Annotated in this window: 19 protein-coding genes, 1 tRNA gene and 4 pseudogenes; 15 read left to right on the top strand and 9 right to left on the bottom strand. The window is 51.0% G+C overall.

The window, feature by feature from the left end; translation table 11 throughout:
• Window positions 1-58: 58 nt before the first annotated feature.
• The 3 genes from SOM82_RS01855 to SOM82_RS01845 all read right to left on the bottom strand — a co-directional run bounded on the left by SOM82_RS01855 (window position 59) and on the right by SOM82_RS01845 (window position 2,559).
• Window positions 59-412 carry a DUF4156 domain-containing protein gene (locus SOM82_RS01855; RefSeq protein ID WP_154126926.1) on the bottom strand — a complete coding sequence of 118 codons (354 nt, stop codon included), beginning with the start codon at window positions 410-412 and terminating at the stop codon, window positions 59-61.
• A 170-nt stretch (window positions 413-582) separates the two neighbouring features.
• Window positions 583-2,226 (bottom strand): chaperonin GroEL, encoded by a 1,644-nt coding sequence (gene groL / locus SOM82_RS01850; protein ID WP_154126925.1) that lies wholly within the window; start codon window positions 2,224-2,226, stop codon window positions 583-585.
• Window positions 2,227-2,265: 39 nt separating this feature from the next.
• Complete coding sequence (locus SOM82_RS01845; RefSeq protein WP_003855929.1) at window positions 2,266-2,559, bottom strand: co-chaperone GroES; 294 nt, start codon at window positions 2,557-2,559, stop codon at window positions 2,266-2,268.
• 178 nt (window positions 2,560-2,737) lie between these two features.
• On the opposite strand from SOM82_RS01845, the gene yjeH reads away from it, so the two are divergent.
• Window positions 2,738-3,979 (top strand): L-methionine/branched-chain amino acid transporter, encoded by a 1,242-nt coding sequence (yjeH, locus tag SOM82_RS01840; RefSeq protein WP_320460724.1) that lies wholly within the window; start codon window positions 2,738-2,740, stop codon window positions 3,977-3,979.
• A gap of 32 nt (window positions 3,980-4,011) precedes the next feature.
• On the opposite strand, the gene SOM82_RS01835 is transcribed toward yjeH, so the two are convergent.
• Window positions 4,012-4,482, bottom strand: coding sequence for an FxsA family protein (locus SOM82_RS01835; protein ID WP_320460723.1), 471 nt, complete (start codon window positions 4,480-4,482; stop codon window positions 4,012-4,014).
• 334 nt (window positions 4,483-4,816) lie between these two features.
• On the opposite strand from SOM82_RS01835, the gene aspA reads away from it, so the two are divergent.
• The 5 genes from aspA (at window position 4,817) to SOM82_RS01810 (ending at window position 10,401) form a co-directional block, all read left to right on the top strand.
• Window positions 4,817-6,253 carry an aspartate ammonia-lyase gene (aspA, locus tag SOM82_RS01830; protein WP_100777921.1) on the top strand — a complete coding sequence of 479 codons (1,437 nt, stop codon included), beginning with the start codon at window positions 4,817-4,819 and terminating at the stop codon, window positions 6,251-6,253.
• A gap of 115 nt (window positions 6,254-6,368) precedes the next feature.
• Complete coding sequence (locus SOM82_RS01825; protein ID WP_154126922.1) at window positions 6,369-7,670, top strand: anaerobic C4-dicarboxylate transporter; 1,302 nt, start codon at window positions 6,369-6,371, stop codon at window positions 7,668-7,670.
• A gap of 111 nt (window positions 7,671-7,781) precedes the next feature.
• Complete coding sequence (gene cutA / locus SOM82_RS01820) at window positions 7,782-8,105, top strand: divalent cation tolerance protein CutA (protein ID WP_320460722.1); 324 nt, start codon at window positions 7,782-7,784, stop codon at window positions 8,103-8,105.
• Window positions 8,081-9,778: a protein-disulfide reductase DsbD gene (locus SOM82_RS01815; protein WP_320460721.1), complete on the top strand. Its 1,698-nt coding sequence runs from the start codon at window positions 8,081-8,083 to the stop codon at window positions 9,776-9,778. Before cutA ends, SOM82_RS01815 begins: the two co-directional genes overlap by 25 nt.
• A gap of 47 nt (window positions 9,779-9,825) precedes the next feature.
• Window positions 9,826-10,401: a transcriptional regulator gene (locus tag SOM82_RS01810; RefSeq protein ID WP_320460720.1), complete on the top strand. Its 576-nt coding sequence runs from the start codon at window positions 9,826-9,828 to the stop codon at window positions 10,399-10,401.
• Here SOM82_RS01810 and SOM82_RS01805 read toward each other — a convergent pair.
• Window positions 10,398-10,988 (bottom strand): LysE family translocator, encoded by a 591-nt coding sequence (locus tag SOM82_RS01805; protein WP_320460719.1) that lies wholly within the window; start codon window positions 10,986-10,988, stop codon window positions 10,398-10,400. The two genes, SOM82_RS01810 and SOM82_RS01805, sit on opposite strands and share 4 nt — an antisense overlap.
• A 36-nt stretch (window positions 10,989-11,024) precedes the next feature.
• A complete protein-coding gene (locus SOM82_RS01800; protein WP_422655529.1) occupies window positions 11,025-11,870 on the bottom strand; it encodes an AraC family transcriptional regulator in 846 nt (281 codons plus the stop codon).
• Window positions 11,871-12,040: 170 nt separating this feature from the next.
• Between SOM82_RS01800 and SOM82_RS01795 the strand changes: the two genes are divergently transcribed.
• The 3 genes from SOM82_RS01795 to SOM82_RS01785 all read left to right on the top strand — a co-directional run bounded on the left by SOM82_RS01795 (window position 12,041) and on the right by SOM82_RS01785 (window position 14,658).
• Window positions 12,041-12,116 (top strand) — tRNA-Phe (locus SOM82_RS01795).
• A 407-nt stretch (window positions 12,117-12,523) separates the two neighbouring features.
• A complete protein-coding gene (locus SOM82_RS01790) occupies window positions 12,524-14,191 on the top strand; it encodes an S-type pyocin domain-containing protein (RefSeq protein ID WP_320460717.1) in 1,668 nt (555 codons plus the stop codon).
• Window positions 14,191-14,658 carry a DUF6392 family protein gene (locus SOM82_RS01785; RefSeq protein ID WP_320460716.1) on the top strand — a complete coding sequence of 156 codons (468 nt, stop codon included), beginning with the start codon at window positions 14,191-14,193 and terminating at the stop codon, window positions 14,656-14,658. The genes SOM82_RS01790 and SOM82_RS01785 overlap by 1 nt, the downstream gene beginning before the upstream one ends.
• A 113-nt stretch (window positions 14,659-14,771) precedes the next feature.
• On the opposite strand, the pseudogene SOM82_RS01780 reads toward SOM82_RS01785, so the two are convergent.
• The 3 genes and pseudogenes from SOM82_RS01780 to SOM82_RS01770 form a co-directional block, all read right to left on the bottom strand.
• Window positions 14,772-15,674 (bottom strand): annotated as a pseudogene (locus SOM82_RS01780) (IS3 family transposase); the annotation flags it as partial.
• Between the two features lie 12 nt (window positions 15,675-15,686).
• The gene (locus SOM82_RS01775) at window positions 15,687-16,838 is read right to left on the bottom strand and encodes an IS30 family transposase (protein WP_064562008.1); all 1,152 of its coding nucleotides are present in this window, start codon (window positions 16,836-16,838) and stop codon (window positions 15,687-15,689) included.
• A 67-nt stretch (window positions 16,839-16,905) separates the two neighbouring features.
• A pseudogene (locus tag SOM82_RS01770) lies at window positions 16,906-17,172 on the bottom strand (transposase); the annotation flags it as partial.
• 146 nt (window positions 17,173-17,318) lie between these two features.
• Between SOM82_RS01770 and SOM82_RS01765 the strand changes: the two are divergent.
• The 6 genes and pseudogenes from SOM82_RS01765 to SOM82_RS01740 all read left to right on the top strand — a co-directional run.
• Window positions 17,319-17,564, top strand: a pseudogene (locus SOM82_RS01765) (transposase); the annotation flags it as partial.
• A gap of 67 nt (window positions 17,565-17,631) precedes the next feature.
• Entirely contained in the window at window positions 17,632-18,783 is a 1,152-nt protein-coding gene (locus tag SOM82_RS01760; protein ID WP_064562008.1) for an IS30 family transposase, read from the top strand.
• A 10-nt stretch (window positions 18,784-18,793) separates the two neighbouring features.
• Window positions 18,794-19,690: pseudogene (locus SOM82_RS01755) on the top strand (IS3 family transposase); the annotation flags it as partial.
• Window positions 19,691-19,802: 112 nt separating this feature from the next.
• Window positions 19,803-21,026 (top strand): ABC-three component system protein, encoded by a 1,224-nt coding sequence (locus SOM82_RS01750; protein WP_223075484.1) that lies wholly within the window; start codon window positions 19,803-19,805, stop codon window positions 21,024-21,026.
• Window positions 21,023-21,511: a three component ABC system middle component gene (locus SOM82_RS01745; RefSeq protein ID WP_320461733.1), complete on the top strand. Its 489-nt coding sequence runs from the start codon at window positions 21,023-21,025 to the stop codon at window positions 21,509-21,511. Before SOM82_RS01750 ends, SOM82_RS01745 begins: the two co-directional genes overlap by 4 nt.
• Window positions 21,508-23,469, top strand: a complete 1,962-nt coding sequence (locus SOM82_RS01740) for a DUF3732 domain-containing protein (protein WP_320461734.1) — start codon at window positions 21,508-21,510, stop codon at window positions 23,467-23,469. The genes SOM82_RS01745 and SOM82_RS01740 overlap by 4 nt, the downstream gene beginning before the upstream one ends.
• The last annotated feature ends 80 nt before the right edge of the window (window positions 23,470-23,549 follow it).

Below are 23,549 nucleotides of genomic sequence, written 5' to 3'. Positions count from 1 at the left end.
GTTTGCTCCCTTTCCCTGCCGGAGAGGGCCGGAGTGAGGGCATCCGCCCGCACTTAACTCAGTTCGGGCACTTATAAACCTGACCGTTCATTTTGCTGGCGGTCGGCACAAAGCTCGACAGAATGCCTTGCGTTGGGCTGCTGACACCATAAATGACGTTGCCTCCCATCGCCGCCGCCTGGTTGCGCAGCGCATTCGCTGCACCGCGCATTGAACCGCCTTCGTCACCGTGCTGACCCGACATCCAGTTGCTCTGCTCACCGCTGGCCGTGCCTAACAGCTGACACTCACTACCCGGCTTATCTTCCACAAAGCGAACGCTCTGACCACCAGCGGACAGTTCGTTACTGGAGCTACAACCCGCCAGCAGCAACGCTGCCCCTACGATCCCTGCACAGACTTTTACGCGCATGTTATTCCTCGTTTTCAATAAGCTGGACAATGTTTGTCCGTGTGTAAACCTTATACTAAAAAGATGACCAAAAGAAAAACCCCCAGACATTTCTGCCTGGGGGTTTTTCAATTCTGCGATGGATGCGCCCAAATCATTCTGGTTTCAGAAAGATGCCGGGCGCAGGGCAATTACATCATGCCGCCCATTCCACCCATTCCGCCCATGCCGGCTGCGCCTAAATCAGGAGCATCGCCTTTAGGCAGATCGGTCACCATGCACTCGGTCGTGATCATCAGACCCGCAACGGATGCCGCGTACTGCAGAGCAGAACGGGTCACTTTAGTTGGGTCCAGGATACCGAAGTCGATCATGTTGCCGTATTCTTCAGTTGCTGCGTTGTAACCGTAGTTACCTTCGCCTGCTTTCACGTTGTTCGCCACCACAGACGGCTCTTCACCGGCGTTGGACACGATCTGACGCAGTGGAGCTTCCATTGCGCGCAGCGCAACTTTGATACCCACGTTCTGATCTTCGTTCTGAGCAGTCAGGCCAGACAGTTTAGCGGCAACGCGAACCAGCGCGACACCACCACCAGCCACTACGCCTTCTTCTACCGCAGCACGGGTTGCGTGCAGGGCGTCATCAACGCGAGCTTTCTTCTCTTTCATTTCAACTTCGGTAGCCGCACCGACTTTGATTACCGCAACGCCGCCAGCCAGTTTCGCTACGCGCTCCTGCAGTTTTTCACGGTCGTAATCAGAAGTTGCTTCTTCGATCTGCTTACGGATCTGACCAACGCGGCCCTGAATAGCGGCTTCGTCACCCACGCCATCAATGATGGTGGTGGTGTCTTTGTTGATCACAACGCGTTTCGCCTGACCCAGGTCTTCCAGGGTGGCTTTTTCCAGTTCCATACCGATCTCTTCAGAGATAACGGTACCGCCGGTCAGCGTCGCGATATCCTGCAGCATGGCTTTACGGCGATCGCCGAAACCAGGTGCTTTAACCGCAGCCACTTTCACGATGCCGCGCATGGTGTTAACCACCAGCGTAGCCAGCGCTTCGCCTTCAACGTCTTCAGCGATGATAACCAGTGGTTTACCCGCTTTCGCAACGGCTTCCAGAACTGGCAGCATTTCGCGAATGTTGGAGATTTTCTTATCAGCCAGCAGGATGAACGGGCTTTCCAGCTCAACAGCGCCAGTTTCTGGCTTGTTGATGAAGTATGGGGACAGGTAACCGCGGTCGAACTGCATACCTTCTACCACGTCCAGTTCGTCTTCCAGACCGGTACCGTCTTCAACGGTGATAACGCCTTCTTTACCGACTTTATCCATCGCTTCAGCGATCAGTTTACCGACAGTTTCGTCGGAGTTAGCGGAGATAGTACCAACCTGAGCAATCGCTTTAGAGTCGGAGCATGGTACGGACAGCGTTTTCAGCTCTTCGACAGCCGCGATAACCGCTTTGTCGATACCACGTTTCAGATCCATCGGGTTCATGCCCGCAGCAACAGCTTTCAGGCCTTCAGCGATGATCGCCTGTGCCAGTACGGTCGCAGTGGTGGTACCGTCGCCTGCCGCATCGTTCGCTTTAGAGGCAACTTCTTTTACCATCTGCGCGCCCATGTTTTCGAACTTGTCTTCGAGTTCGATTTCACGAGCTACGGAAACGCCATCTTTGGTGATGGTTGGTGCGCCGAAGGATTTATCCAGCACTACGTTACGGCCTTTCGGGCCCAGGGTCACTTTAACTGCATCTGCCAGTACGTTTACGCCGCGCAGCATTTTCACACGAGCGTCGTTACCGAATTTTACGTCTTTAGCTGCCATGTTCTTATTTCCTCAAATTCGTTCAGTGTCGTCCGCGGATTACGCTTCAACAATTGCCAGGATGTCACTTTCGGACATGATCAACACTTCTTCATTGTCGATCTTCTCGGATTTCACGCCGTAACCATCGTTGAAAATCACGATGTCACCAACTTTAACGTCCAGTGGCTGCACAGTTCCGTTTTCCAGAATGCGGCCCTTACCGACAGCGATGATTTCGCCACGAGTTGATTTAGCTGCTGCTGAACCGGTCAGAACGATGCCGCCAGCAGATTTGGTTTCAACTTCTTTACGCTTGACGATCACACGATCATGTAACGGACGAATACTCATTGATAGCTCTCCTTTGAGAAAGTCATTATCAGTTATGGATGACGCCGGGCCGGGAACGGTTTTCCGACTAGTGCCCTGAGAGATGGGGATGGGGGGGTGCCCCTTCAAGGGGCTATCGAAAAAAAAATTGTGAAAGTGATACCATCGCCTCTCTTTTGATGGTGTCAGGACGAAGCAGATGAGTGGACTCAAGCAGGAACTGGGACTGGCGCAAGGTGTGGGACTCCTCTCAACATCCTTGTTAGGGACGGGTGTCTTTGCCGTGCCTGCGCTGGCGGCATGGGTGGCCGGAAATAACAGCCTGTGGGCGTGGCCGGTGCTGATCGTGCTGGTTTTCCCGATTGCGGTTGTCTTTGCGGTACTCGGACGGCACTTCCCCAGCGCGGGCGGCGTAGCGCATTTTGTCGGCATGGCGTTTGGCCCACGGCTCGAGCGCGTCACCGGCTGGCTGTTTCTGTCGGTCATTCCGGTTGGCTTGCCTGCGGCTCTGTATATTGCCACCGGCTTTGGTCAGGCGCTGTTTGGCTGGCACGACGAACAACTGCTGTTTGCTGAACTGGGGACGCTGGCCATCATCTGGTGGGTCGGTTCACGCGGAGCCAGCTCCAGCGCCAATCTGCAAACGCTGGTCGCCGTGCTCATCGTCGCGTTGATTGCAGCCATCTGGTGGGCGGGAAATATCCAGGTGAGCGCGATTCTTTTCCCGGCGATCGCTGATGTCGATCACTCTCAACTGTTCGCCGCACTCTCCGTGATGTTCTGGTGTTTTGTCGGGCTGGAAGCGTTCGCGCATCTGGCATCAGAATTTAAACAGCCGGAGCGCGACTTCCCACGCGCTCTGATGATTGGCCTGGTGCTGGCGGGGACCGTCTATTGGGCATGTACGGTGCTGGTACTGCATTTTCACGCTTATGGCGCGGAGACTGCCGCTGCCGCCTCTCTGCCCGGCATCGTCGTACAACTGTTTGGCGTAAAAGCCTTGTGGGTCGCCTGCGTGATTGGCTATCTCGCCTGTTTCGCCAGCCTGAATATCTATATTCAGAGCTTCGCCCGTCTGGTGTGGTCCCAGGCGCAGTACAAACCAAACAGCCGGTTATCTCGCCTGTCAACACGCCAGCTCCCGCTTAACGCGTTGAACGCTGTGCTGGGCTGCTGCGTGTTGAGCACTCTGGCGATCTACTGGCTGGACATTAATCTTGATGCCCTTATCGTCTATGCCAATGGCATTTTCATCATGATTTATCTGCTGTGCATGATCGCAGGTTGTCGATTACTGAAAGGGCGCTTTAAGGCGCTGGCGGTGACAGGCGGTGTGCTCTGTTTACTGCTGCTGGCGATGGTGGGATGGAAAAGTTTGTATGCGGTAATTATGCTGGCCGGATTGTGGCTGCTGTTGCCTAAGCGTAGCGTGGTTCTTTGACAAAACGCCCGGCGATGCCGGGCGTTTTCATATTATTTATCGTCTTTATGATCGAGACGGTCGCGCTGGTCGTCCTTACGCTGGTATTCCCCGTCGAAGGTCTCGCCATTGCCCGGACCGGCGCTGAACCCGCCGCCCGGCATACGGTTAAAGCGCAGATGCGGCAGCAGTCTCATCGTCAGAAGTTTTTGCACCGGTGGCAACAGCAGTAACAGGCCAAGGAAGTCGGTGAAGAACCCCGGCAGGATCAGCAGCAGGCCCGCAAGAATCAGGGACACGCTTTTGATCATCTCGGCCGCCGGACTTTCCCCCGCCGCCATCTTTTGCTGCATTAACAGGAAGTTTTTGAAACCCTGATTGCGCACCAATGACATACCAATCACTGACGTGAATATCACCAGAATCAGTGTCAGCAGGACGCCCAGCACGTGGGCGACCTGGATAAAAATAGAAATCTCAATGTAAACATAGAGAAAAATGGCAATAAAAGGTATCCAGCGCACTGGTTTCTCCTGTGTGGCAGACGCCTCTGGCCTCTGTCTGAATGTATTTGCGAGTCGCGTCTTTCTGAAATGGTGACGATTAGCCAAATTTCAATCGGTTTGCACGGATATTTTTTCTGGAAACATTCAAGCGGTGATTCATTTCACAGATTAATAATTATCATGTGATGAGGGTGATAATAAGTGATCCAGATTACGGCAATTCGCTATCATCAGCATATGATCTCGGGTATCTGGCTGATTGAGGGAATAATCGTCGGTCAGCAAATATTGAAAACCACATATCTACTGTGTGTTTAGTACAATCCATCGGCTGCTTTAAAAGAAGGTTCACATGTTAAACAACATTCGTATCGAAGAAGATTTGTTGGGTACCAGGGAAGTTCCAGCGGATGCCTACTACGGTATTCACACTCTGAGAGCGATTGAAAACTTCTACATCAGCAACAACAAAATCAGTGACATTCCTGAGTTTGTGCGTGGCATGGTGATGGTAAAAAAAGCCGCAGCACTGGCAAATAAAGAGCTGCAAACCATTCCGAAAAGCGCTGCGAACGCCATCATCGCTGCATGCGATGAAGTGCTGAACAACGGCAAATGCATGGATCAGTTCCCGGTTGACGTCTATCAGGGCGGCGCGGGGACCTCCGTGAACATGAATACCAACGAAGTGCTGGCAAACATCGGGCTTGAACTGATGGGCCACCAGAAAGGTGAGTACCAGTACCTCAACCCGAACGACCACGTTAACAAGTGCCAGTCTACTAACGACGCCTATCCGACCGGTTTCCGAATCGCCGTTTACGCCTCTGTAGTGAAACTGATCGACGCGATTAACCAGCTGGGCGATGGCTTCCAGCGTAAAGCGGTTGAATTCCAGGACATTCTGAAAATGGGTCGTACCCAGTTGCAGGACGCCGTGCCGATGACGCTCGGCCAGGAATTCCACGCGTTTAACGTTCTGCTGAACGAAGAGACCCGCAACATCCTGCGCACCTCCGAGCTGCTGCTGGAAGTGAACCTCGGTGCGACCGCCATTGGTACTCGCCTGAACACCCCGGACGGCTATCAGCAACTGGCCGTGCAGAAACTGGCCGAAGTCTCCAACCTGGCCGTCGTTCCGGCAGAAGACCTGATTGAAGCCACCTCCGACTGCGGCGCCTATGTGATGGTACACAGCGCGCTGAAACGTCTGGCGGTGAAACTCTCAAAAATCTGTAACGACCTGCGTTTGCTCTCTTCCGGTCCGCGTGCCGGCCTGAACGAAATCAATCTGCCAGAGCTGCAGGCCGGTTCTTCCATCATGCCAGCCAAAGTGAACCCGGTTGTGCCAGAAGTGGTAAATCAGGTGTGTTTCAAAGTCATCGGTAACGACATCACCGTGACGATGGCTTCTGAAGCGGGTCAGCTGCAGTTGAACGTCATGGAGCCGGTCATCGGTCAGGCGATGTTCGAGTCTATCCACATTCTGACCAACGCCTGCTACAACCTGCTGGAAAAATGCATTAATGGCATCACGGCAAACAAAGCCGTGTGTGAAAGCTTCGTCTACAACTCTATCGGTATCGTCACCTATCTGAACCCATTCATCGGCCACCACAACGGCGATATCGTCGGGAAGATTTGCGCCGAAACCGGTAAGAGCGTGCGCGAAGTCGTGCTTGAGCGTGGACTGCTGACAGAAGCGGAGCTGGATGATATCTTCTCGGCGCAAAACCTGATGCACCCGGCCTACAAAGCGAAACGTTATACCGATGAAAGCGAACAATAACAGTTCCGGTTAAACTTCCGAAAGGCACGTCACTTGTGACGTGCCTTTTTGCTTTTATAGGACATCACAAAAATAACATTTATGTATCCAACATCTAACATTCAAGGAAGCGATTATGATTGTCATTGAGCTGATTATCGTTTTAGCGGCGATTTTTCTCGGCGCCAGGCTAGGGGGGATTGGTATCGGCTATGCCGGTGGGTTGGGCGTGCTGGTACTGGCAGCCATCGGTGTCGCACCGGGTAAAATCCCGTTTGACGTTATCTCTATCATCATGGCGGTGATTGCGGCGATCTCGGCCATGCAGATCGCGGGCGGCCTGGATTATCTGGTCCATCAAACTGAAAAGCTGCTGCGCAAAAACCCTAAGTACATCACCATTCTCGCGCCTGTTGTCACCTATTTCCTGACCATTTTTGCCGGTACGGGCAACATCTCCCTGGCAACGCTGCCGGTGATTGCTGAAGTGGCAAAAGAGCAAGGCATCAAACCGTGCCGCCCGCTGTCGACTGCCGTCGTCTCCGCCCAGATTGCCATTACCGCCTCGCCGATTTCTGCCGCAGTGGTTTACATGTCATCCGTCATGGAAGGCCACGGCGTCAGCTACATTCATTTGCTGTCGGTGGTGATTCCTTCAACGCTGCTGGCCGTTCTGCTGATGTCCTTCCTGGTCACCATGCTGTTTAACTCCAAACTTTCCGACGATCCGGTGTATCTGAAACGTCTGGAAGAGGGCTTGATCGAGCTGCGTGGTGAAAACAAAATTGAGATCAAACCGCGTGCGAAACTGTCAGTGCTGCTGTTCCTGTTGGGCGTAATCTGCGTGGTGATTTATGCCATCGTTAACAGCCCAAGCCTGGGCCTGGTGGCGACGCCGCTCATGAACACCACCAACGCCATCCTGATTATTATGCTGAGTGTCGCGACGCTGACCACAACGCTTTGCGGCGTGGAAACGGACAGCATTCTGAGCTCCAGTACCTTTAAAGCGGGAATGAGCGCCTGTATCTGTATTCTCGGCGTGGCGTGGCTCGGCGATACCTTCGTGTCTCACAACATCGACTGGATTAAAGAGACGGCGGGTACGGTCATTCAGGGGCATCCGTGGCTGCTGGCGGTGATCTTCTTCGTTGCTTCTGCGCTGCTGTACTCTCAGGCCGCGACCGCCAAAGCGCTGATGCCAATGGCGCTGGCGCTGAACGTGTCGCCGCTGACAGCGGTCGCCTCGTTTGCCGCCGTTTCCGGCCTGTTCATTCTGCCTACCTACCCGACGCTGGTCGCGGCGGTACAGATGGACGATACCGGGACTACGCGCATCGGGCGTTTCGTCTTTAACCATCCATTCTTTATTCCAGGCACGATGGGCGTGGTCTTTGCCGTGTGCTTCGGTTTCCTGATCGGCAGCGTGATTCTCTGATCCGCCTCCGGTGTAAAATTAGTTAAAGTCGGGCCGCTTAGCGGCCCGATTCATTAATCGCCTCCGGCCCAGCGTGATATAGTGATTTTTTCGCGATGAGGAGGTCGACTTGTGAACACGCCTGACGCTGTTGTTGTACTCTGTACCGCCCCCGATGAAGCCACCGCCCAGGAGCTGGCCGCCAAAGTGCTGGCAGAAAAGCTCGCAGCCTGCGTGACCCTCCTTCCCGGCGCGACGTCCCTCTATTACTGGGAAGGCAAGCTGGAACAGGAGTACGAAGTGCAAATGCTGCTGAAAACCAACGTGGCACATCAACAGGCGCTGCTCGACTGCCTCAAATCTCATCACCCTTACCAGACCCCGGAACTACTGGTTATGCCAGTCCTCCACGGCGATAACGATTATCTCTCATGGCTCAACGCTTCCTTACACTGATTCTTCTGCTGTGCAGCACATCAGCATTTGCCGGGTTATTTGACGCGCCCGGCCGCTCGAATTTCATTCCCGCTGACCAGGCGTTTGTCTTCGACTTCCAGCAAAATCAGCACGATCTCAATCTGAGCTGGCAGGTCAAAGACGGCTATTACCTTTATCGCAAGCAGGTCAGCTTCACGCCCGCAAACGCGCAAATCGGTGAGCCACAGTTGCCCGCCGGTGAGTGGCATGAAGACGAGTTTTACGGCAAAAGCGAAATTTATCGCCAGCAGTTGAACGTGCCGGTTACGGTGAATCAGGCAAGCCCCGGCGCGACGCTCACAGTGACCTATCAGGGCTGTGCTGATGCAGGTTTTTGCTATCCACCTGAAACCAAAATAGTGCCGCTGAGTGAGGTAAAAGCGGCAGCTCAACCGGCCGTCTCTCCTGCTCCAGCTGGAAAAAGTGGCGAAGAGAGCACCAGGCTCCCCTTCTCTGCGCTCTGGGCCTTGCTGATCGGCATCGGCATCGCCTTCACGCCGTGCGTATTGCCGATGTATCCGCTGATCTCGGGTATCGTGCTGGGCGGTCAACAACGTCTATCGACGACTCGCGCGCTGCTGTTGGCGTTTATCTATGTGCAGGGGATGGCGCTGACCTATACGGCGCTGGGCCTGGTGGTTGCTGCCGCCGGGCTTCAGTTTCAGGCTGCGCTCCAGCATCCTTACGTGCTCATCGGCCTGTCGATAGTCTTCACGCTGCTGGCCCTGTCGATGTTTGGGCTCTTTACTCTGCAGCTGCCGTCGTCCCTGCAAACACGTTTAACGCTGATGAGTAACCGGCAGCAAGGCGGTTCTGCGGGTGGCGTTTTTGTGATGGGCGCCATTGCCGGGCTGATTTGCTCACCTTGCACCACCGCGCCGCTGAGCGCGATCCTGCTCTACATCGCGCAGAGCGGCAATATGTGGTTCGGCGGCGGTACGCTCTACCTGTATGCGCTGGGCATGGGTCTGCCGCTGATCCTGGTGACGGTCTTTGGCAATCGCCTGTTGCCGAAAAGCGGCCCGTGGATGGCGCAAGTGAAGACGGCCTTTGGCTTCGTGATTCTGGCGCTGCCGGTCTTCTTGCTGGAGCGCGTAACAGGCGATGTCTGGGGCGTTCGCTTGTGGGCGATGCTTGGGGTGGCGTTCTTTGGCTGGGCGTTTATCACCAGTCTGCAGGCGCAAAAACCCTGGATGCGGTTGCTTCAAATCATCCTGCTGGCTGCCGCGCTGATAAGCGTGCGTCCGCTTCAGGACTGGGCCTTTGGGTCAACAAGCGCGCAAACTCAGGCGCATCTTAACTTCACTCACATCAGCAACGTTGATGAGCTGAATACCGCGCTGGCGCAGGCCAAAGGAAAACCCGTGATGCTCGACCTCTATGCCGACTGGTGTGTGGCATGTAAAGAGTTCGAAAAATACACCTTTAGCGATCCGCAGGTGCAAAACGCGCTGAAAAATACCGTTCTGCTGCAGGCTAATGTGACAGCTAATAACGCCCAGGATAAGGCTTTACTGAAGCAACTCAACGTGTTGGGGCTGCCGACGATCCTGTTCTTTAACGAACAGGGCGAGGAACAACCGGCGGCACGCGTGACTGGATTTATGGATGCGGCTGCGTTCAGCGCACATTTGCGCGATCGCCAACCGTAAACGACACTGTTAACGGGAGAAACCGTTAGCATTGGGAGGAGAAAACCGTGCAACGTGAAGACGTACTGGGACAAGCCCTACAATTACTTGAGATTCAAGGGATCGCCAGCACCACGCTTGAGATGGTGGCCGAACGCGTCAATTATCCTCTGGATGAACTGCGCCGCTTCTGGCCCGATAAAGAAGCTCTGCTCTACGATGCGCTCCGCTATCTCAGCCAGCAGGTGGATATCTGGCGCAGGCAGTTAATACTGAATGAAGAGCTGTCGGCAGAACAAAAATTACTGGCGCGCTATACGGCGCTGGCGGATTGCGTGCGCAACAAACGCTATCCAGGGTGCTTGTTTATCGCCGCCTGTACTTTCTATCCGGATCCTGGTCACCCTATTCACCAACTGGCAGAACAGCAAAAACGCGCGGCTCACGACTTTACTCACGAGCTGCTCACGACGCTCGAAGTGGACGATCCTGCGATGGTCGCCAAACAAATGGAGCTGGTGCTGGAGGGGTGTCTGAGCCGCATGCTGGTTAATCGTAGCCTTACTGACGTCGAGACGGCGCATCGGCTGGCAGAAGATATTCTGCGTTTTGCCCAGTGCCGCATGGGCGGAGCGCTCACTTAAGCCAGCATGCCTGCCCAGGCAGAAGCAAACAGACACAGCGCCATCATCCGTTGAAAGCGCACCATCGCCACGGTGGTGCGAAATACGCGGTTAACTGCGCTTCCCAACCATGCCCAGCACGTCAGACAGGCCACTGAGATAAGCAAAAACCATAGGGCCATTAACGCGATCTCCCGCAAGGCATGCTCGCCTTTAGGGGCAAATAAACTCACCACCGCCAACGCCATCATCCACGTTTTCGGGTTAATCACCTGTAATAGAGCCGCCGCACGAACCGTAAAACGGTGCTGCGTTCCGTTGGTCAGATTCGCCGCCGGGGCGCTAAAAAGCTGCCAGCTCATCCAGCTTAGCCACAGCACTCCAGCCCAGCTCATGATCTGGCGGATAAGCGGATACTGGCGCAACAATTCCCCTGCCCCCGCGCCGGATATCAGCACAATGGCGCTCGCTGCCACGCAGCCGCTAATCAATGGGGGAAGGGTGGCCTTCACACCGTAATGCTGACTGTTGGTCAAAACGAGGATATTGGTCGGCCCCGGCGTTATCGAGGCAACAAAGGCAAACAGCAGAAACGGCATCACATTCACAGGTGGCTCCTTCTTATCAGAGCCCTGAATGTGCCGTTATTTTCTGGAAACGTCTGGAAGGTTTGTGCACAACTTTCGGTAATGAGCGGGGGTTATACGATACGCGCGCTGGAACCAACGCCCAAGATGACTTTGGTCGGCAAATCCCAGTGCCGCAGCCACATCGACAGGCTGCTCACCACGGGCCAACAACTGCCGCGCTTTCGCCAGCCGGAGCTGGATGAGCCAGGCGTGGGGGGCCAAATGGAACTCGCGTTTAAAGCAGCGCGTCAGCGTAAAACGGTCGGTGCCCGTCTCCCGTGCGAGATCGGAAAGACCGATGTTCTCACCCACGTGTGCGTAAAGATAATCGCGCGCGCGGTGGGCGACAGCGGCGCTTTGCAGCTGAGAGGGCAACTTTTTGCGCCAGTGACAATGAGAGGTAATCTGCGCCAGAAGATGATCCATCGTGCTCTGCTGCACGATTTTCATTTCGTCAGAATGGAGTGCTGCAAACGTGTCGCCAATAGCACCAACCAGCTGGGGCTCACGCGTCAGGGTTTGCGCAAAATGGAGTGAGTAGCTCCCGGGCGTGGCCTCATACAAGCCGTGCAGGGTGTTGGTCAGCCACTGTTCGTCCAGGTAAAAGGTCAGATAGGTAAAGCCCCCCTCTACGGGTGCATCACCATCATGGATCTCCCCCGGCTCCAGCAGAAAAGCATCGCCCGGACGACTATGATGCCGTTCGCGACGACAATGAAACTGCTGCGTACCGGAAAGCGTAATGCCCACCAGATAACTGTCATGCCAGTGCGGATCGTAGGCATGCCCTTCAAAATGCGCCTTGATCGTTTCAATACCCGTATCTGCATGCTGACGTAGCTCAAGCCAGTCGTTCGCCATATCGCCCTCCTCCTGCCCGTCAGCATTGCGATTTCTTGCCATTTTTGTCTGGAAGATTTGTGCATTTTCGGCGCTCAAACGGACAGATTGCCGCAAAGTTAAGCAGTTGAACAGCTTTTCCCTAAATAGGGTTGACGATCCTACGGGATTAAGGTTTAATTCGCTCCGTTGCCCGGATAGCTCAGTCGGTAGAGCAGGGGATTGAAAATCCCCGTGTCCTTGGTTCGATTCCGAGTCCGGGCACCACTATTTAAAGAAACCAGCCTTAGGGCTGGTTTTTTGCTTTCTGGGGTTCCGGTAGATTTCTGGTCGCGATGACCGCTGATGTCGCTGCTTTACCTCTTCCATCCAGCCTAAACATTTCTTCTAAGTGGCAACCCCCCTCTGGTCGCGGTAGCCTTGTCTGTCAGACTTCAAATCCCCAATAGACACTATATTTCACATGAGTACCCGGCTGACGGATTCATTTCTGCAAGGCCACATCCGGTCTTTGTCCGGTCGGAAGCCAAACACAAACCACCAGCACTAACTCTACCTCCCAGCTATCAACAACAACCCCTATATCAAACCGAACATTTTTCACTCTGATTGATTTAGCTTTAGTCATCTTTTGGGTATTATGCCTACGATATCAATATGATTCATGAGGGATTATGACCAGAGCACTGGTAAGGCTTGGAGACAAAACCACGAGCGGCGGTGAAGTGATTTCAGCTTCCTCGACGATTATTGAAGAACGGAATATTGCCCTGAATGGCGATATGGCATGGTGCCCAAAAGAAACCTGCAACGGGCCATTTCAGATCAATGGCACTGCGTATTACTTCGCTGAAGACAAACCCTGCGTAGCCACAGGTGATCGGGTACTTTGTAACTGCAAAAACAATCAGGTGCTGGGCAGTACGACAATTTGGGTGGAAGATAGTCCGAGCGATCCTTTTGAGGAGCATCGCAAGCGGGCAGCGGAATGGCCCATTAACAAAATAGCTGCCGCCGCCATAGTCGCTATTCCTGTGTTCGCAAAGTCTGTCCTGCGTGGTACTGGTAATACCGATGCCGGGGAGTCAGAAGAACCACAAAGCAATATCGGTGAAATGAGCTTCTATCAGTCACAACCCACTCAGCCAGACCCTGAGCCAGAACAATACGCACAGGCTGCAAAGAAGAAGAAAAATGCACCGCCACCAGAGCCACCGAAGAAATCACTCTTCGATAAAGTCACCGGCTTTTTCTTTGGTGAAGCTGAAGCGATGCCCCTCCCCCCGCCGCCTGTCATGGCTGGGACCGCCGAAGCCGGGATGGCTGCCTCTGCCGGAGGAGCAACCGCTAAAGCCAGTCAGGACGCCGCTATAGCGTTAATCTACTCCATGAAACGCCTCTCCGGCCCCGAAGTCTGGAACGGGCGGCTGGCGATGAATCTACCGTTCGTGGTCATGGGTGCCATCATTCAGTCGAATCTCAAAGGCGAGCAGAGCGACCTGCTAACGCCTCATAACCTGCTGGAAGTGGCTCACAGTAAGGGAGCTGTCCCTACCCGTGTCCGTTATAACTGGATCACCGACGACGACAGCGGGAAGCTGAAAGCGGTTGGCTATCACACTACTGCCGCCAGTGGCCGTGATCAGGTGCGAGTCAGAATGCTGGAGAAGCAGACCGATGGCAGCTATGAATTCTGGAGCGACGAGCGAAGCGATAAACCATTAATCACATGGACACCAGCAAACACGCCGGGGTCACAGAACGGCTGGAACACAGGGAGTAACAGCCCACAGGCAGGAACCGTCACGATACCGGGGCTTGAGCAACCGGATATTCAGAATGTGACCATCACCACCACGCCACTGCCAGAGGAAAAGGACTTCCGGGATTACATTCTGGTGTTTCCGGGCAACGTACATCCACCGATCTACATCTACCTTAGCAAGCCTCCAGTGGAACTACTGGAGGTCGATTTATATAGCAACTTTACAGGTAGACCACGGAATGGTACTCATGCTGATCACATGCCATCAGCCGCAGCAGTACGAGCCTTCTTACGACGTGAGTACCCAGACGCAAAACCTGCCGAAATTGACCGTATGGCGAAAGACGTTGCTTCTATTATCATTCCTGCTGATATTCACCAAAAACTTAGTGCCACTTATGGCGGCAGAAATAGCCCTATGCAAATACAGCAAGACTCCAGAGATTTGCGAGCGGCTGTAGATCGCGACATTGAGACCATACGCCCTGAGCTTAAACAGCGTGGCGTAACAGATAGCCAAATCGATGAAGCAAAAGTTGAGATGCATCAATTAAATCAGGAACAGGGATTATACTAATGACCGTTAATGTCGAAGCATTGATTCGCTACTTAGGTAAGCCATATCAGGAAATTTTTGATGCCGGATTGATTCCCTACAAGACCAAGCCGACAGGCTACCCGGGAGATCCTGATCTAACGTTAAGCATGATGAATGAAGGAATTTACTTAGCCTTTAAGCGAGAAGGTACAACGCTTTTTTCAATTGAGCTTTTTTTACAGAATGAGAAGAAAACGAACTATAAATTTCCTAATCAGCTGCCATCCCCACTACAACCTGAGATGGTGCGATCTTGGGTGCATTCACAATTCGGACCTCCTGACAGATTCTTGCCTCCCCGGAAACGGTTACGCCAAGAGATTGGCTACACAGATTTGTTCACCGTAACGGATTTTCATATTCCGATCAGTATGCAAGTCGATTACGACTTGCAGGAGAGAGTCAAAGAGGTGGCATTCATAGCAACATCTGAGCTCCGCTGGTAATGGTCATAGCAGCACCTTTCGGGGTGCCGTTTCCAGCCTCACCCAGAACAAGAAACGTTAAGGTCATCACAGAAAGCTGAATCATGCATGACAGAATCATCAATCTGAAGTGGTCAACAAAAACTGGCCACGGCTTTAGAGTTTTTCCAGAACAATCGCTCTGATTCATTGGGTGTTAAGCCACCGTTATATTGGTGGGGTCTGAGCTGGCTGTAATAACCAATGATGTAATTCGTTATTGATCTATTTGCTTCGCTAAAATTAGCGTATCCACAGTTCGGTACCCATTCTGATTTCAGGCTGCGAAAAAATCGTTCCATTGGGCTGTTGTCCCAGCAGTTCCCACGTCGACTCATGCTTTGCTTTATACGATAACGCCACAGTAACCGTCTGAATTCCCTGCTGGTATAGTGACTTCCCTGGTCAGAATGATACATAACGTCAGCCGGTTTCCCCCTGGCTTCCCAGGCCATCGTTAATGCTTTTCCTGTCAGGGCTGAGTCCGGAGAAAACGACATCGCCCAGCCTATTGGCTTGCGGGAAAATAAATCCAGAACAACCGCCAGATAAGCCCACCGTTTGCCCGTCCAGATGTAGGTCACGTCGCCGCACCAGGTCTGATTAGGTTCCGTTACTGCAAACTGGCGATCCAGATGATTAGGGATATCCACATGCTCTTTTGTGGCTTTTTTGTAGCGATGCTCCGGTTGCTGGCAACTAACAATATTCAGCTCTTTCATTATCTTACTGGCCCGCCAGCGACTCAACGGAACACCTTTTGCGCCGACCATATCGGCAATGCTCCGGGCCCCCGCAGAGCCATTACTGGCATGATGAACTTCACGAACCAGGCTAAGTATAACGATATGTTTTGCATCAGGTTTCTGCGGTCGGCTTAGCCAGTACCGATAGCTACTGCGATGGATCCCGAACACATTGCAAATAAAGGCAACAGGAAACCGCGTCCTGAGTTTCTCAACTAACGAGAATTGTTCAGAGAGTCTGACATCAAGAGCGCGGTTGTAGATTCAATCTGTCAACGCAACACCCCTTTCAATGATCTCTTTCGGTGTTTTGAACTTCAGTGTCTTTCTCGGTCTGTTGTTTAGCTGAGCTGCAACCTGATCCAGCTCATGTTGAGTATATTGGGCAAGACATGTCTTTTTAGGAAAGTACTGTCGAATTAGCCCATTAGTGTTCTCGTTTGTTCCCCGCTGCCAGGGACTCTGAGGATCGCAGAAGTAAACTTTAACTCCGGTGCTGCCAGTAAATTCCAGATGCCTGGCCAGCTCCATTCCTCTGTCCCATGTCAGTGATTGCCGGAGTTCAGGCGGCAAGCTCAGGAATTTGTCGGTAAGAGCCTGATTCACTGAGAAAGAATCTTTGCCCCTGAGCCTAAGGATGATCGTATAACGTGATTTTCGGTCTACAAGTGTGGCTATATGCGAGTTTTTTGTGCCTGATACTAAATCGCCTTCCCAGTGCCCCAGAGAGCGTCTGTTATCGATATGCCGGGAGCGTTCGTGAATTGGCGTTCCGTTCACTATGTTGATCGTGCCTCTTTCACCTTTGCGGGTATGGCGTCTGCCATGACGAAGGCTATGCGACCGGCGCAGATGCTGTACATTCAGGTGGTGTAGCGCTTCACGGCTACGAAAGTACAGGGTTTTATAAATTGTCTCAGGTGATATTCGCAGTGTTTTTTGACGCGGCTTCGTTCGCCTTAACCATCCTGATATTTGCTCTGGAGACCACTTCATCTCCAGCTTTTCCAGGACAAGCTCCCGCAACGGTAAATTCTGATCCAGTAAGCACGGTTTTGGTCTTTTCGCCATTCTGTTGGCCCGGTTATTAGCATCAACAGCTTTGTAATAGCGCCTGCCTCGATTACGCTGGACTTCACGTGAGATCGTCGAAGGACTACGATTCAGCGCAGTCGCTATCGCACGAATGCTCATTTTGGCTGACAAACCAGCTCGTATTTCCTCGCGCTCAGACAGCGTCAGGTGAGCTACAGCCCGCTTGCGCTCATTGGGTTTTATGCCGCCAGTATCTCTTAACATGGTGAAGATTGTTCCTGGTTTCGAACCCAGGATATTAGCTATCTCACTGAAGCCTGTTCCGTTCTTCCACAGTTCAAAAACAGATGCTTTTTCCTTTGCTGTAAATGTCCGTCTCATTCAAAAACCCTCCGCAACCCCATGTTTTCACATGACTGTTGCGTTGACCAATTGAATCTACAGTAGCCTTTTTTAATATATTGTTTTCCATTTCAACACGTTGCAGTCGTTTTTCTAATTCACGAATGCGAAGTTGCTCAGGCGTCATCGGAGAGGCCTTTGGGGATTTACCTGCGCGTTCTTCTTTAAGCTGGCGAACCCATTTATCCATCGTGGATTTACCGACATTCATTGCCGTTGCAGCGGCGGCAACGGTGTAGTGCTGATCGAGTACAAGCTGGGCAGCCTCAAGTCGGAACTCGGGGCTAAAATTGCGTCTGTTACGTCCGGTCATAATGTCACCTGTTTTGACTATGAGGTGATGATATCACCTCTATTCAGGTGGCCAGATTTAGTATTCCACTTCACTCCTGGATGAATAGACCCGGGTTTCGTAGACACTTTTTTGCCTCATAATGGAGGCCTAATGAAGGAGTGTTTATGTCAGTCAAAACGTTCACTGAAGAATTCAAAATTGAAGCCGTAAAACAGATCACTGAGCAGGGGTACCCTGTATCTGAGGTCTCCTCTCGACTTGGTGTATCCACTAATAGTCTTTACGCCTGGGTTAAGCGCTACCAGAAGCCCGAGCCGCAGCGTAAGCAGGACGATGCACTTCAGCATGAAGTAAAGCGCCTCAGGCAAGAACTTAAGCGAGTAACTGAAGAGCGGGATATCTTAAAAAAGGCCGCTGTAGATTCAATTGGTCAACGCAACAGTCATGTGAAAACATGGGGTTGCGGAGGGTTTTTGAATGAGACGGACATTTACAGCAAAGGAAAAAGCATCTGTTTTTGAACTGTGGAAGAACGGAACAGGCTTCAGTGAGATAGCTAATATCCTGGGTTCGAAACCAGGAACAATCTTCACCATGTTAAGAGATACTGGCGGCATAAAACCCAATGAGCGCAAGCGGGCTGTAGCTCACCTGACGCTGTCTGAGCGCGAGGAAATACGAGCTGGTTTGTCAGCCAAAATGAGCATTCGTGCGATAGCGACTGCGCTGAATCGTAGTCCTTCGACGATCTCACGTGAAGTCCAGCGTAATCGAGGCAGGCGCTATTACAAAGCTGTTGATGCTAATAACCGGGCCAACAGAATGGCGAAAAGACCAAAACCGTGCTTACTGGATCAGAATTTACCGTTGCGGGAGCTTGTCCTGGAAAAGCTGGAGATGAAGTGGTCTCCAGAGCAAATATCAGGATGGTTAAGGCGAACGAAGCCGCGTCAAAAAACACTGCGAATATCACCTGAGACAATTTATAAAACCCTGTACTTTCGTAGCCGTGAAGCGCTACACCACCTGAATGTACAGCATCTGCGCCGGTCGCATAGCCTTCGTCATGGCAGACGCCATACCCGCAAAGGTGAAAGAGGCACGATCAACATAGTGAACGGAACGCCAATTCACGAACGCTCCCGGCATATCGATAACAGACGCTCTCTGGGGCACTGGGAAGGCGATTTAGTATCAGGCACAAAAAACTCGCATATAGCCACACTTGTAGACCGAAAATCACGTTATACGATCATCCTTAGGCTCAGGGGCAAAGATTCTTTCTCAGTGAATCAGGCTCTTACCGACAAATTCCTGAGCTTGCCGCCTGAACTCCGGCAATCACTGACATGGGACAGAGGAATGGAGCTGGCCAGGCATCTGGAATTTACTGGCAGCACCGGAGTTAAAGTTTACTTCTGCGATCCTCAGAGTCCCTGGCAGCGGGGAACAAACGAGAACACTAATGGGCTAATTCGACAGTACTTTCCTAAAAAGACATGTCTTGCCCAATATACTCAACATGAGCTGGATCAGGTTGCAGCTCAGCTAAACAACAGACCGAGAAAGACACTGAAGTTCAAAACACCGAAAGAGATCATTGAAAGGGGTGTTGCGTTGACAGATTGAATCTACAGCCGTACTTTGCAAGAACGTCAGGCTGAAGTACGCCTTCATTAAAAAAATGTCGTCCTTTTATGCTGTACGCAGGTTATGCCTGGTTCTTGGCCTCCATCACAGCGGTTATTACCAGTGGCTAAAGCGGCCTAAATCTTTGCGTACCCGGCAAGATGAACGGCAAACAGGCTTGATTAAACAACTGTGGCTTGAAAGCGGTACGGTTTACGGCTATCGAAAAATCTGGCTCGATATGAAAGATCTGGGTGAATGCGTCGGACGTAACAGGATCGCGCGCCTGATGAGGCTCGCTGAACTAGCATCTCAGACTGGATACCGAAAACGACGCTATTACGGTGGCGGAAAGCCTTCTTTTGCCAGTCCAAATTACCTTGAACGCCAGTTCGTTGTCCCAACCCCAAATACGCATTGGGTGAGTGACATGACTTATATAAGGACGCATGAGGGTTGGCTGTATCTGGCTGTTGTTCTTGATCTCTTCTCACGCAGGGTTATCGGCTGGAGCATGGGCGGACGAATGACCGCTGAGTTAGTAATGGATGCATTATTGATGGCGGTATGGCGACGTAAACCAACGGCAGAAGTATTAATCCATTCAGATCAGGGCTCTCAATATACGAGCGAAAGATGTCAGCATTTTATGACAGCTCACAATTTAAAAAGCAGCATGAGTCGTCGGGGCAATTGCCATGACAACGCAGTGGCAGAAAGCTTTTTCCAGTTGCTAAAACGGGAACGCATAAAGAAACGGATCTATAAAAATAGGGAAGAAGCGAAGGCGGATATCTTCGATTATGTCGAAATGTTTTATAATGCTAAACGCCGCCACAGTGCCTGTGAGGATCAAGCCCCTGCAGTTTATGAAAGTGCCTGGTTCATGAGGCACGGAACAGTCTAGGAAACTAGGGTCTATTCAATGATACATACCACCAAACATTGGATGGTAGCTTGTTGCTTTCATGAGTCATTTTTCCGTACAGCTGAAAGCGCAATCGACGCAGGGACTAAAAATGACCGGAGTATCTAGCGATCAATACGCTGCTGGTGAACAGGGCTTAGGGTATATCTATCAGCCTCGTTTCGCGCTACTTAAGCTTCTACAGTGGCCAGAAGATACATCTGTTTTGATCGAAAAGGATGATGACCTAGACTTCATTAAGTCTGATGGTGTCAAAACACTGGCATCGCTCAAACACAAAGGGGATGGGGATACTCTAACCGACCTGTCTACCGATTTCTGGAAGTCAGTCCGCATCTGGCTTGACCGCTATAATCGTGATGGTAAAACCGAAGCAAATCTTCGTTTCTTTCTGTTTACGACCGGAACTATCTCAAACTCCTCGTTCCTGCAACACTTCTTAGTCGAACCGCCAACAAAAGACGATAATTCAGTATCAATAACTCAACTCGCTAACACAGCTCTGGCTAGAAGCAAGTCAAAACTGATCACGGCAATAGCCGATGAGTTCAATAAACTGACTGACGAGCAAAAAGATGACTTCTTATCACGGATAATCATATTTGATGGCGGGCCTCGCATTGAAGACCTTCCTTCAATCATCAAAAATCAGCACATGCGTATCATTAGACGCGATAACCGAGACGCTATTTTTGAACGACTTGAAGGATGGTGGAATAACACCATAGTCGATCTGCTAACAGGGAAACGTAAAGAGGCGATTTTTGGTTATGAGATCTCCGACAAACTTGCAGCATTTTCAGAAGAGTACAAATCGGACAATCTGCCGATTACGTTCAGAGGAAAAATGCCCGTTGGAGAAATCGACGCGATGAATGATCCCAGGCTCTTTGTTGTGCAGCTCCGTGAAATAGGGGTTTCCTCTAATCGTATCCGAAACGCTATTCTCGACTATTACCGAGCATTTGAGCAGCGTTCTTCATGGGCGCGTGAAAACCTTTTGGTAACAGGAGAGATGGAGGATTATGAAGACCGCCTTGTTGATGAATGGAGTCGCTATAAAGACGTCGTTTTTGAAGAATTAGATGAAAACTCAGCTGATGAAGTACTTATTACTGCGGGAAAAGCATTGTATCAATGGGCCGATCTTGAAAGTGGTAATATTCACTCATTGCGTATCCGAGAACGAGTGACTGAGCCTTATGTAGTTCGAGGAGGATTTCACATCCTTGCGAACAGTAGACCACTACCTAAAATTTTCTGGCATCCCCACTTCCTAAATAGAGTTGGTCAATTGTTGGGAGCCCAAGAATGAAGCAATGGGATCAACGTCCATTCGAGATAAGGAATCTTTTCAATCCTGCATTTTGTGGTGTTGTACTATTCAGAGCAATGCAGAGCTACGAAGAGGAAAACTCACAGGGCATGCCATTCTCTCTGGCTCTTTTAGTTCTACCATTATGTCTGCAAAAAGATTCTCGCCAAGTGTTTGCTGATAATCCTCGCCGCTACTTTTTGAAAACTATAGAAAACAACCCCAAATTACTCGTTAATTTTGCTAATCGCGTCAATAATATGCTGCCATTTACGCTTGAAGCTTTTGGAGTGCTCATGGAACGAGGATGTTTTGTTGTAACGCAAGATGGCCGATTGAAAACAGTACCTAAAAAAGTTCGCAAATCGGTCATAGGGACTGAAGAATCGATCTCATGCCAGCGTGTCGCGCGCTATATAGGAAAAGAATTTGCCCGTATTGCAGATCGCGTTACGGTATACACGACCTTTGGAATACGCCCATGAAAATTAAGTCGATTCATGTCTACAGCCATGATGGCCAACGTCGGGACCTGCAATTTAAGGTTAATGGTTTAAATGTCATTACTGGCCGTTCCTCAACCGGTAAATCAGCTCTTTCTGAGATCATTGAATACTGTATGGGTCGATCTACCTTTAACGTACCAGAAGGCATTATTCGCGATAAAGTGTCATGGTTCGCAGTCATTTATCAATTTTCACAGGAGCAGGTACTGATCGCGAAACCAACACCAAATGCAGGAGCCACAAGCTGTGGCACCGTTATGCTGCGACGAGGAAATGAACTGACCGCACCAAATTTCAAAGACCTCTCGGTTAACACCGATGATGATTCTGTAGTCGCACTGCTGTCACGATTACTAGGCATCCGCGAGAACCGTACAGACGTGGCAATTGGGCACAGCAGAGAAAGCTTTGATGCAAACATCAAGCATACTTTTTATTACCTTTTCCAAAAGCAGGGCCTTGTAGCAAATAAAGATCAACTTTTTTATCGACAAAATGAGGCATTTCAGCCACAAGCTATTCGCGACACATTACCGATTCTTCTAGGCATTTCATCAAATGATCGCTATGAACTTGAGGCCAAACTCCGAACTGCGCAGCGAGATCTGAAAATCAACGTCAAACGTCTTGAACAAGCTCGCGATACAATCGACACATCACTGCTAAAAGGTTCTGGGCTTTTATCTGAAGCCAGAGCCGTAGGTATCATCACACAAGACAAAGACAAAATTGGAACTGACGAAGTAATTAATGTTTTGCGTTCTACAATGCAATGGAGTCCGTCACCCCTACCTGAAGACGATGGACATAGAATATCCATTCTTGAAAATGAAATTGCTGGTTTACGACAAGACAGACGTCAGATCCAGTCCCGAATTGATTCTGCTCGGATGTATGCCAAGCAATCAGGTAATTTTGAAAACGAAGTTTTAGAACAACAAGACCGATTATCTTCTATCAAGGCTCTACCGAAAAATCCGGAAACTGGCGAATGGCAATGGCCTTTCTGTGAAGCAAATTTAGCACTGGAATCTCCAATTGCTAAAGCACTCCTGAGCGAACTAACAACTCTCGACGCTGAAATGAGCATTGTGGCTGGCCAGCGCCCTAAAATGGATGCTTATCTTACTGAACTAGAAGATGAGGTTCAGACCATTGTAAGTTCGATAAGAGCCAAAGAAGTGGAGCTTGCTGCGGCAATAGCGGCAAACGAAGTTATTGAGCAATTAGGCACACGCAATAATGCTGCGGCAAGAGTAATTGGTCGTATAAGTTTGTTCCTGGAAGACCTTGTACCTAACTCAGAGCTGGCAACATATGAATCAGAAAATCGTCGTCTAAAGCTCAAAGTCGAAGACCTACAAAGGAAAGTTGGAGCTGATAGCAGCCATGAAAGACTCATATCTATTCTGAATAACATTTCGTCACAGATTACACGCTACATCCTGGCTTTTGATGCAGAATTTCAGGGGCTCCCTGCACGGTTTGATCTAAGCCAAATGACTATTATCTTTGATCGTATAGATCGTCCGGTACCTATGAGTCGAACTGGCGGTGGCGAAAATCATCTCGCTTATCACCTCTCTGCATTGTTAGCCCTTCATCTCTTTGCCTCAAAGAACAATTGCCCCATCCCTCAGTTTCTTTTAATTGATCAGCCTACCCAAGTTTATTTCCCTTCTGAAAAAATTTACCAGGAAGCTGATGGTACTGTTCAGAAAACGGAAGCTGATGCTGACTTAGCAGCAGTACGTAGACTGTTTGCGTTACTGCTGAAGTTTACACAAGAAGAAGTTCCTGGCTTCCAGCTTATCGTGACAGAGCACGCAAATCTTCGCGACCAGTGGTTCCAAGATGCTTTAACCGAGCTTCCCTGGACCAAGCCCCCTGCCCTGGTACCAGAAGACTGGCCTTTACCGTCAGAATTACCAAATTAGGCACGAGTTTTGAAAATCCCCGTGTCCTTGGTTCGATTCCGAGTCCGGCACCACTATTTAAAGAACCCGCCCAAAAGGCG

The organism is Lelliottia sp. CFBP8978 (genome assembly GCF_034046055.2).
Taxonomy (GTDB): Bacteria; Pseudomonadota; Gammaproteobacteria; order Enterobacterales; family Enterobacteriaceae; genus Enterobacter.
Note: the sequence above shows the minus strand (reverse complement) of the source record. Positions and strands in the feature narration are given on the sequence as shown.

What these genes read in the sequence shown, in the direction of transcription:
- yjeH (WP_320460724.1), top strand. Translation starts at nt 2,738, where the DNA reads ATGAGTGGACTCAAGCAGGAACTGGGACTGGCGCAAGGTGTGGGACTC.
- SOM82_RS01790 (WP_320460717.1), top strand. Translation starts at nt 12,524, where the DNA reads ATGACCAGAGCACTGGTAAGGCTTGGAGACAAAACCACGAGCGGCGGT.
- SOM82_RS01845 (WP_003855929.1), bottom strand. Translation starts at nt 2,559, where the DNA reads ATGAGTATTCGTCCGTTACATGATCGTGTGATCGTCAAGCGTAAAGAA.
- SOM82_RS01800 (WP_422655529.1), bottom strand. Translation starts at nt 11,870, where the DNA reads ATGGCGAACGACTGGCTTGAGCTACGTCAGCATGCAGATACGGGTATT.
- groL (WP_154126925.1), bottom strand. Translation starts at nt 2,226, where the DNA reads ATGGCAGCTAAAGACGTAAAATTCGGTAACGACGCTCGTGTGAAAATG.
- SOM82_RS01775 (WP_064562008.1), bottom strand. Translation starts at nt 16,838, where the DNA reads ATGAGACGGACATTTACAGCAAAGGAAAAAGCATCTGTTTTTGAACTG.
- aspA (WP_100777921.1), top strand. Translation starts at nt 4,817, where the DNA reads ATGTTAAACAACATTCGTATCGAAGAAGATTTGTTGGGTACCAGGGAA.
- SOM82_RS01745 (WP_320461733.1), top strand. Translation starts at nt 21,023, where the DNA reads ATGAAGCAATGGGATCAACGTCCATTCGAGATAAGGAATCTTTTCAAT.
- SOM82_RS01785 (WP_320460716.1), top strand. Translation starts at nt 14,191, where the DNA reads ATGACCGTTAATGTCGAAGCATTGATTCGCTACTTAGGTAAGCCATAT.
- SOM82_RS01855 (WP_154126926.1), bottom strand. Translation starts at nt 412, where the DNA reads ATGCGCGTAAAAGTCTGTGCAGGGATCGTAGGGGCAGCGTTGCTGCTG.
- SOM82_RS01815 (WP_320460721.1), top strand. Translation starts at nt 8,081, where the DNA reads ATGGCTCAACGCTTCCTTACACTGATTCTTCTGCTGTGCAGCACATCA.
- SOM82_RS01740 (WP_320461734.1), top strand. Translation starts at nt 21,508, where the DNA reads ATGAAAATTAAGTCGATTCATGTCTACAGCCATGATGGCCAACGTCGG.
- SOM82_RS01825 (WP_154126922.1), top strand. Translation starts at nt 6,369, where the DNA reads ATGATTGTCATTGAGCTGATTATCGTTTTAGCGGCGATTTTTCTCGGC.
- SOM82_RS01750 (WP_223075484.1), top strand. Translation starts at nt 19,803, where the DNA reads ATGACCGGAGTATCTAGCGATCAATACGCTGCTGGTGAACAGGGCTTA.
- SOM82_RS01760 (WP_064562008.1), top strand. Translation starts at nt 17,632, where the DNA reads ATGAGACGGACATTTACAGCAAAGGAAAAAGCATCTGTTTTTGAACTG.